Source organism: Streptomyces cyslabdanicus (assembly GCF_052663305.1).
The window spans coordinates 24,934-33,496 of record NZ_JBQRUW010000062.1 but is presented as its reverse complement, the minus strand read 5'-3'; the positions used below and the strand labels follow the sequence as shown (position 1 = coordinate 33,496).

At 73.2% G+C, this 8,563-nt stretch carries 6 protein-coding genes and 2 pseudogenes; 6 read left to right on the top strand and 2 right to left on the bottom strand.

Annotation, left to right across the window (positions count from 1 at the left end; all coding sequences use genetic code 11):
• The first annotated feature begins 225 nt into the window (after nucleotides 1-225).
• From ACTYVM_RS31955 to ACTYVM_RS31940, 4 genes are read left to right on the top strand one after another with little or no spacing between them, the layout of a single operon-like run.
• Nucleotides 226-1,038, top strand: coding sequence for an SAM-dependent methyltransferase (locus tag ACTYVM_RS31955; RefSeq protein ID WP_445529318.1), 813 nt, complete (start codon nucleotides 226-228; stop codon nucleotides 1,036-1,038).
• A gap of 59 nt (nucleotides 1,039-1,097) precedes the next feature.
• On the top strand, nucleotides 1,098-2,501 hold the full coding sequence (locus ACTYVM_RS31950; RefSeq protein ID WP_445529317.1) for a glutamine synthetase family protein: 1,404 nt from the start codon (nucleotides 1,098-1,100) through the stop codon (nucleotides 2,499-2,501).
• On the top strand, nucleotides 2,501-3,724 hold the full coding sequence (locus ACTYVM_RS31945; RefSeq protein ID WP_445529316.1) for an amidohydrolase family protein: 1,224 nt from the start codon (nucleotides 2,501-2,503) through the stop codon (nucleotides 3,722-3,724). Before ACTYVM_RS31950 ends, ACTYVM_RS31945 begins: the two co-directional genes overlap by 1 nt.
• A 34-nt stretch (nucleotides 3,725-3,758) precedes the next feature.
• Entirely contained in the window at nucleotides 3,759-4,286 is a 528-nt protein-coding gene (locus tag ACTYVM_RS31940) for an NUDIX hydrolase family protein (protein ID WP_400028657.1), read from the top strand.
• Between the two features lie 57 nt (nucleotides 4,287-4,343).
• Here the strand turns inward: ACTYVM_RS31940 and ACTYVM_RS31935 are convergent.
• Both ACTYVM_RS31935 and ACTYVM_RS31930 read right to left on the bottom strand, forming a co-directional pair.
• Nucleotides 4,344-5,468, bottom strand: a pseudogene (locus ACTYVM_RS31935) (MFS transporter); the annotation flags it as partial.
• 2 nt (nucleotides 5,469-5,470) lie between these two features.
• Nucleotides 5,471-5,584: pseudogene (locus ACTYVM_RS31930) on the bottom strand (dihydrodipicolinate synthase family protein); the annotation flags it as partial.
• A gap of 199 nt (nucleotides 5,585-5,783) precedes the next feature.
• On the opposite strand from ACTYVM_RS31930, the gene ACTYVM_RS31925 reads away from it, so the two are divergent.
• Nucleotides 5,784-7,412: an IS200/IS605 family accessory protein TnpB-related protein gene (locus tag ACTYVM_RS31925; RefSeq protein ID WP_445529315.1), complete on the top strand. Its 1,629-nt coding sequence runs from the start codon at nucleotides 5,784-5,786 to the stop codon at nucleotides 7,410-7,412.
• A gap of 369 nt (nucleotides 7,413-7,781) precedes the next feature.
• Nucleotides 7,782-8,543, top strand: coding sequence for a FadR/GntR family transcriptional regulator (locus ACTYVM_RS31920; RefSeq protein WP_445529314.1), 762 nt, complete (start codon nucleotides 7,782-7,784; stop codon nucleotides 8,541-8,543).
• Nucleotides 8,544-8,563: the final 20 nt, after the last annotated feature.

Sequence of the window (8,563 nt, the reverse complement as noted above, 5' to 3'; positions counted from 1 at the left end):
CCCGCCAGCCTACCGGGGCCCGCCGACGCGGTCCGGGGCCGCCCGAGGCCCAGGGCCGGCGGCCTTCGCGGTCGGCCGGGTTCGGCCGATTCCCGGACACGGTGATCACCGGGCGGCACAATGGCGGCGTCGGCCGCGACCGACCGCAGACAGGGCGCGACCGTCACAACGACGGCCAGGGGACGACGGCCACGAGACGGCACGAGACGGACCAGGAGCGCAGACGTGAGCGAGAGCCGCACTTCTCCGGGTGGGTCGCCGAGGCTGAACACCGCGGTGGCGCACAACGCGCGCGTGTGGAACTACTGGGTCGGCGGCAAGGACCACTACGAGGTCGACCAGCAGGTCGGCGAGCACGTCGCCGGGATGTTCCCGGTCATCCGCGACGTGGCCCGCGCCGACCGCGAGTTCCTCGGACGGGCGGTCCGCTTCCTGACCGCCGAGCGCGGGGTGCGCCAGTTCCTCGACATCGGCACCGGGCTGCCGACGGTCGACACCACCCACGACATGGCGCAGCGGATCGCCCCCGACGCGCGGATCGTGTACGTCGACAACGACCCGATCGTCCTCGCGCACGCCCGCACCCTGCTGACCAGCACCCCCGAGGGCGCCACCGCCTACATCGAAGCCGACGCGCACGACCCGGAGGCCATCGTCGAGCGTGCCCGCGCGACCCTCGACTTCGGCCGGCCCGTCGCGGTGATGATGCTGGGCATCCTGAACTTCGTCCTGGACACCGGCACGGCGCGTGACATCGTCCGCCGCCTCGTGGCCGCGGTCCCCGCGGGGAGTTTCCTGGTACTGACGCACCCCACCTTCGACGCCGGCCTCGGCGGCGAGGGCAACGTCGCGGCGATGGAGTTCTGGAACGCCAACGCCACGCCGCCGATCATCGCCCGCCCCCGCGCCGAGGTGGCCGCCTTCCTCGAGGACCTGGACCTGGTCGAGCCCGGCCTGGTGCCGTGCTCGCGGTGGCGCCCGGACGGCGACTTGCCCGCCGTGGTACCGCAGTTCGGCGCGGTCGCCGTGAAACCCTGACGCGGGCGGCACCGGCCGCCGGTTCGCCCGAGCCGCGTCACCGCCCGTCGAGGAGGACCATGACCACCCTTGCCGACCCCGTCCCCGGCGGGCGTCCCGGCGACGTCGAGCGGGCCGTCGCGCTCAGCGGCGAACTCGCCGGGCGAGGCGTGCACGGTGTCGTCCTCGCCTACGTCGACACCGCGGGCATCGGCCGGGTCAAGACGGTCCCGACGGCGAAGCTCCCCTCGGCGGCGGCCTGGGGAGTGGGCATGTCCCCGGTGTTCGACACCTTCCTGGCGCACGACTCGATCGTCAGCACCGACGTCCTCGGCTCCCCCGACGGCGATCTGCGGCTCTACCCCGACCTCGACCACCTGGTGGTCCTGTCCGGGCAGCCCGGGTGGGCCTGGGCGCCGGTCGACCGGATCACGCAGGAGGGGGAGCGCCACCCCGGGTGCAGCCGTACGTTCCTGCGCCGGATCACCGCGGACGCCGAGCGGCGCCATGGACTCACCTTCAAGGCGGCCGTCGAGATCGAGTGGGCTGTCGGCCGGGGAGACGCGCCCGGCGGCACGTTCGAGCCCGCGGTGTCGGGTCCGGCGTACGGGGCCGCGCGGCAGGTGGAGCTGAGCGACTGCGCCGCCGACCTGCTGGCGGCCCTCGCCGCGCAGGGCGTGGACGTGGACCAGTTCCACCCCGAGTACGCGGCCGGGCAGTTCGAGGTGTCCGTCGGCGCGCTGGACCCGGTGGCGGCGGCCGACCGCAGCGTGCTGGTGCGGCAGACCGTGCGGGCCGTGGCCCGGCGGCACGGGCTGAGGGCCTCCTTCGCGCCGGCCGTCCTCGCGCGGGGCGTGGGCAACGGCGGCCATGTCCACCTCTCGGCCTGGCGCGAGGGGACCAACCTGCACTCCGGGGGAGACGGCCGCTACGGCATGACGGCCGAGGCCGAGGCCTTCACGGCCGGTCTCCTCGCCCACCTGCCCGCGCTGACGGCGGTGACCGCGCCGAGCCCGGCCAGCTATCTCAGGCTCAGACCCTCCCAGTGGGCCGGGGTGTTCACCGCCTGGGGCCGGGAGACCCGCGAGGCCGCGCTGCGGGTGATCACCGGGACCCGGGGGCAGGGCGGGCGGGCGGCCAACCTGGAGGTCAAGCCGGTCGACCTCGCGGCCAACCCGTACCTGGCCCTGGGCTGCCTGATCGCCGCCGGGCTGGACGGCGCGGAGTCGTCCGCGTCCCTGCCGGAGGAGATCACCGGGGACCCGGCGCGGTTCGGCGAGGCGGAGGCAGCGGCCCGGGGTGTGCGGCGGCTGCCGGTCTCGCTGGCGGAGGCGGTCGCCGCGTTCCGCGGGGACGAGGTGCTGCGCACCGCTCTCGGACCGGTCCTCGCCGACGCGGTCACCGCCGTGCGCACGGGCGAGATCGCGGCCGTCGAGGGGCTGGACGACGAGCAGGTCGCGGCGGCCTACCGGTGGACGTACTGATGAGCGCGTCGGCCGGGGCTACGGCGGTGCACGAGATGCTCGGCGCGCTGCCGCTCGTGGACCACCACTGCCACGGGGTCGCCACCGCCGACCTGGACCGGACCGGTTTCGAGTCCCTGCTCACCGAGGGCGAGGTGTGGCCCGGCAGCGGGATCTCGCCGTTCGACAGCCCGGTCGGCGTGGCCGTGCGCCGCCACTGCGCACCGGTCCTGGACCTGCCGCGCCACGCGCCCGCCGAGGCGTATCTGGCCCGCCGGGCCGAGCTGGGCGCGGCGGAGGTCAACCGGCGCTTCCTCGGCGCCTGCGGCACGGCCGTCTTCTGCGTCGACACCGGTTTCGCTCCCGAGCCCGGCACCACCCCGCGGGAGCTGGCCGGCGCCGCGGGCGGTGGGGCGGTGGCGTACGAGGTCGTACGGCTGGAGCGGGTCGCGGAGGCCGTGGCGGCCGGGGGCGTCGAGCCCGGCGAGTACGGCGCCGTCTTCGATGCGGCCGTGCGGGAGGCCGTGCGGCGTCCGGGCGTCGTCGCGGTGAAGTCGGTGGCCGCCTACCGCACCGGCTTCGACCTGGACCCGGCACGCCCCTCGTCGGAGGAGGTCGCGCGGGCGGCGGCCGGCTGGCTCGCCGGCGCGGGCGGCCGTCTCGACGACCCGGTGCTCGTACGGCATCTGCTGTGGACGGCCGTCGACCTCGGCCTGCCCCTCCAACTGCACACTGGGTTCGGCGACGCCGACCTCCGCCTGCACCGCACGGACCCCGCCCTGCTGACCGACTGGCTGCGTCTGACCGCCGGCACGGTCCCGGTCCTGCTGCTGCACTGCTGGCCCTACCAGCGCCAGGCCGCCTATCTGGCCGCCGTGTTCGAGCAGGTGCACCTCGACGTCGGTCTGGCGCTGCACCACGTCGGACCCGCCCGGGCCCGGGCGGTGCTGGCCGAGGCCCTGGAGATCACGCCGTTCGGCAAGCTGCTGTACAGCTCCGACGCCTACGGCGTGGCCGAGTTCCACCACCTCGGCGCGGTGGCCTTCCGGCAGGGCCTGGCCGGGCTGCTGCGCGAGCGGGTGGACGCCGACGAGCTGAGCCCGGCGGACGCGCTGCGGATCGCCCGCTGGACGGGGCGGGACAACGCCCGACGGGTCTACGGACTCACCGACCTGACCGGCCTCACCGACCCCGAGGGCCCCGCTGACCCCACCGATCTCCCCGCCACCGAACTCCCCTATTGAGCACCACTGAAAGTATGATCAAGCGATGTCTGACATGACCGAAACCACGCCCGGTTGGCTGACCACGGACGAACTGGAGTCGGCGCGCGCCCGCATGCCGATCCTGTACGTCGAGGCGGTGCCGGTGCGCGTCGACGACAGCGGCGAAGTGATCAGCATCGGCCTGCTGCTGCGCATCGGACCGGACGGAACGGTCAGCCGGACCCTGGTATCCGGCCGGGTGCTGCACCACGAGCGCGTGCGGGACGCCCTGCTGCGCCATCTGGAGAAGGACCTCGGCCCGGTGGCGCTGCCCCGCGTGCCGGCCTCCCTCCAGCCGTTCACGGTCGCCGAGTACTTCCCGACGGTCGGGATCACGCCGTACCACGACCCGCGTCAGCACGCCGTGTCGCTGGCCTACATCGTGCCGGTCGCCGGCGACTGCCGGCCCCGGCAGGACGCGCTGGACCTGGTCTGGTTCAGCCCGCAGGAGGCGGCCTCCGTCGCGCTGCAGAGCGAGATGCCCGGTGGGCACGGCGTGCTGCTCAAGCAGGCGCTGGCCCACGTGGGCCACGCGTACTGACGGGCACCGGGAGGGCGCCCCCGGCAGCGCCGGCGGCGCCCTCCCGGGCAGGGCCGGTCAGCCGGAGGTCGCGCGGGCCGCCGGGGCCGGGCCGCGGTCCTCCTCCGCCACGAGGTGGTCGGCCGGACCGTCCGGGTCGAGGAGTCGGCCCAGCCGGCCGGGCACGTCGAAGCCGACGAGGACCACGACGATCATCGTCCCGGCGAAGGTGAGGACGGCCAGCGCGTGGCCCAGGTCCATGCCCGAGGCGAGGCGGGCGCCGAGCACAGGGGCGACGGCGCCGCCCAGGGCGCCCACGTTGTAGGTGAAGCCCAGCGCGGCGGCCCGGACATGGGTCGGGAAGTGACCGCCGATGTACCGGGGCAGCAGGCCGGAGATGCCGAAGCTGGTGGCCTGGAGCACGAACAGCAGCACGCCGAGCAGCGGCAGGCTGTCGCGCACCGCGAAGACCGGGAAGACGAAGGCCAGGGAGGCCAGCAGCGTGAAGGCGTACGCCCTCCTGGTGCCGATCCGGTCGCCCAGGAACCCGGCCAGCCAGCAGCCGGCCATCGTGCCGAAGCCCGCGTAGTAGAGCGCGTCGGTGACCTGGCCGGCGTCGTAGCCCAGGTCGGTCTTCAGATAGGTGGGCAGCAGCGCCTGGATGGGCCAGGAGTACAGGAACGCGAAGAAGATCGTGACGATCATCGACACGTACAGCAGCCAGCCGCGGCGGCCGCCCAGCTGCACGGCGAAGGCGATCAGGCAGACTCCGGCGAGCACCGACAGCACCGGTACGAGACCGTCGCCCAGCGGGGTGAAGACCGCGAAGAGCGAGACGGTGGCCGCCACCGCGAGCACCACGTTGACGGTGGCCCTGGCGCGGGTGGCGAACAGCGGGCGGAAGGGGTTGGGCCGCTGCTCCCGCTCGGCGACCGAGGCCTTCCAGTCGGCGGCCTCGGGCAGCGTGCGGCGCATCCAGAGCGCGACCAGGACGGGGATCAGGCCCAGATAGAACATCCAGCGCCAGCCGAGCGCCGGCACGACCCACTTGTAGACCTGGGCGGCCAGCACGGTGCCCACGGAGTAGCCGGAGATCAGGAAGCCGCTGGCCCGGTTGCGCAGGCGCACGGGCCAGCTCTCCATGACGTAGGTGGCGCTGGAGGAGTACTCGCCGGCCATGCCCATGCCGATGGCGAGCCGGGCGGGAGCCCGTGGACGCCACCGCCGAGCAGGTGCTCGACCAGCCGGGCCAGGGAGGCCGTGTCGACCTCGCCGTGGGCGTCGAGCGGGGTGCACACGGGCGGGACGACCCCGCGCAGGGGGGTTTGTACTGCTGCCGTTTGACAGTGGTTGGGCGTGTTCTGGTGCGTATGAGTGAGCTTCGCGGTCGCGGTGGGTGGCGTGGGATGGCGGCGCGCGGCGGGGCGACCGGGAGTTCTGGTTTCGAATGCGTGACCTTGGGTCGGTGTGGTCGTTGGGTGTGGTGAGGGGTTCTTCGGTTTCGGGCGGGGGTGGGGTGTGGGTGGGTTGCGTGAGGTGGCGGCGTCGTTCGTGGTGCCGGGCCCGTCAGGGGTGGCGGTCCGCTCCGGTCTCAAGGGTCTGACCGGGCAGGACGAGACGGTGCTGCGCCAGGTCGGCGCTCTGCTCGGCTCCCTGGCCTCGCGTGACCTGAAGGCCCGCTGCGCGGCGGGGCTGGACCACGACAGTGAGCAGTGGGCGCGGCGCAAGCGGGCGCTGACCGGGTCCTCGTCCTCGCGGTGGGCGGGAAGTATCACCAAGGCCACGCACGACCAGTGGGCCTTGGCCCGGCGTGGTCAGCTCGCCTACCTCCACACCCTTCAGGCAGGCATCGAAACGATCAGACACCGGCTCGCGCAGCCCGTCGGGGCGAAGGGTGCCAAGGGGGCGCCGGGTGGTTACCGCTCCCGGCGGGAGTGGTTCGCCAAGGCCCGGCGGCTGCACGTGCTTCAGGACCGGCTGGAGCAGGTGCGGGCCGACTGGGAGGCCGGGCGGGTGCGGGTGGTGCGCGGTGGGAAGAGGCTGGCGCGTGCCCGGCACCACCTGAAGGCCGCCGGACTGACCGAGGCGCGGTGGCGGCTGCGGTGGCAGGCCCAGCGGTGGTTCCTGCAGGCCGACGGCGAGTCCGGGAAGCGGTACGGCAACGAGACCATCCGCGTCGCAGCCGAAGGTGAGGTGAGCATCAAACTTCCGGCGCCGCTGGCCAACCTGGCCAACGCGCCGCACGGCCGGTACGTGCTCGCCTGCCGGGTCCGCTTCCGCCACCGGGGCGAGCAGTGGGCCGACCGCGTCACGGCGAACCGTGCTGTGGCCTACCGCATCCACTACGACACCGACCGCAACCGCTGGTACGTGACCGCGTCCTGGCAGAACCCGCCCGTGCGGACCGTGCCCTTGGAGACGGCTCGTGCGGGTGGGCTGGTCGGGGTGGACATGAACGCCGACCACCTGGCTGCCTGGCGCCTGGACACACACGGCAACCCTCTCGGCGCGCCCTGTCGGTTCGACTACCAGCTGACCGGCAGCGCACAGCACCGCGACGCGCAGGTCCGGCACGCCCTGATCCGCCTGCTGCACTGGACCGTACGTCACGGTCTGGCCCTCGCGGTCGAGGACCTGGACTTCTCAGCGGACAAGACCCGGGAGAAGCACGGCAGACGCAAGCGGTTCCGGAAGCTGATCTCCGGCATGCCCACCGCCCGGCTGCGCGCGCGGCTCGTGTCCATGGCCGCCGAGCTGGGCGTCACCGTCGTCGCGGTCGACCCGGCCTACACCAGCCGCTGGGGCACCCAGCACTGGCAAAAGCCCCTGACCAGCACGACGCGCAAGCCCACCCGTCACGACGCTGCCGCCGTGGCGATCGGAAGGCGCGCCCTGGGATGCCCGATCCGGCGTCGGACGGCACCGCCCCCACACGACCGGAGCGATCGTGTGGGGCATCGGACCGTCCAGGCCGGACCGGGCAGCCCGGGGCGTGAGGGACCCCGCCCCCGCATTCCCGGACCACGGACACGATCCGTGCCGCCCGGACGCGGAGCGAAAGCGGGCGACCAGTGTGCCCACAACCGTTCGGGGCACACGACTGAGCACGAGTCCTGGCACCAGGACTCACTCCCGCTCAGTCCGTAGGAACGGTGCGGTCAGAGGCATGGGGGCTACTCCATGGGCTGAGACGGAACGTGGGCTGGAGGACGGAACCGCTGTTCGCGGGCGGCTGCTCCAGGAAAGCGGACATCAGATGTCTCCGAGCCGGTGGAGGCCGGGCCGCCGCACGCGGAGAGCGAGGCGGTCAGGGCCGAGGCGGCCCCGAGGGCGCTCGCGTAGCGCAGAAATCTGCGACGATCCATGCCGACGGGCGTCTTGTACGACACGTGAGGTCCTCCTGGGGCAGCACAAAGCGAGGAAACAGAAGAAGAATCGAGGTCTCGCCATCAGACGTCTGATGTCCGACCTTGATAGGCTGTGAACGTAGCTTCGCTGAGCAGAAGGGGTCAAGAGGTGAATTCGTCGCGTCCGCAAGAGGTCCGGGCGGCGGCCAGGCCGTCACTGCGTCAGGAGGTCTCGGAGGCGATCAAGAGCTACATCCTCGACAATCACCTCAAGCCGGGTGACCCGCTGCCGTCGGAGACGGAGCTGTGCACCGCCCTCGGCGCCAGCCGCTCCAGCATCCGTGAGGCCGTGAAGACCCTGGCGGTGCTGGACATCGTCGAGGTGCGGCGCGGCCACGGCACCTACGTCGGCCGGCTGAGCCTGTCCGCGCTGGTGGAGGGCCTGGCCTTCCGCGGCCTGCTCAGCCCCAAGGACGACTTCCGGATCATGTCCGAGCTGGTCGAGGTGCGGGAGCTGATCGAACGCGGTATGGCCGCGCGCATCATGGCGACCCTCGGGCCCGAGGATCTCGACGCCCTCGACACCCTTGTCGACGAGATGGACCGCCGTGGCGCCCATGACGACCGCGGCTTCGCCGCCTGCGACCGGGCCTTCCACGAGCGGCTGATGGAGCCGCTCCAGAACGAGCTGGTCAGTCAGCTCTCGCTGGCCTTCTGGGACGTCTACGCCATCGTCGCGCCCGAGTTGGAGGGCATCTCCGAGGAGGCCGAGGCCGGCACCATCGCCGACCACCGCGCCATCGTGCGAGCGGCCAGGCAGGGGGATGTCGAGGGCTTCGTGCAGGCGCTCTCCAGCCACTACGCGCCGGTGCGCAGGCGACTGGCGGAAGCGCAGGCGGGCCGGGGTTCGGAGGTCGAGCGCCCCGCCTGACCGGTCACCGGAGCGGCCCC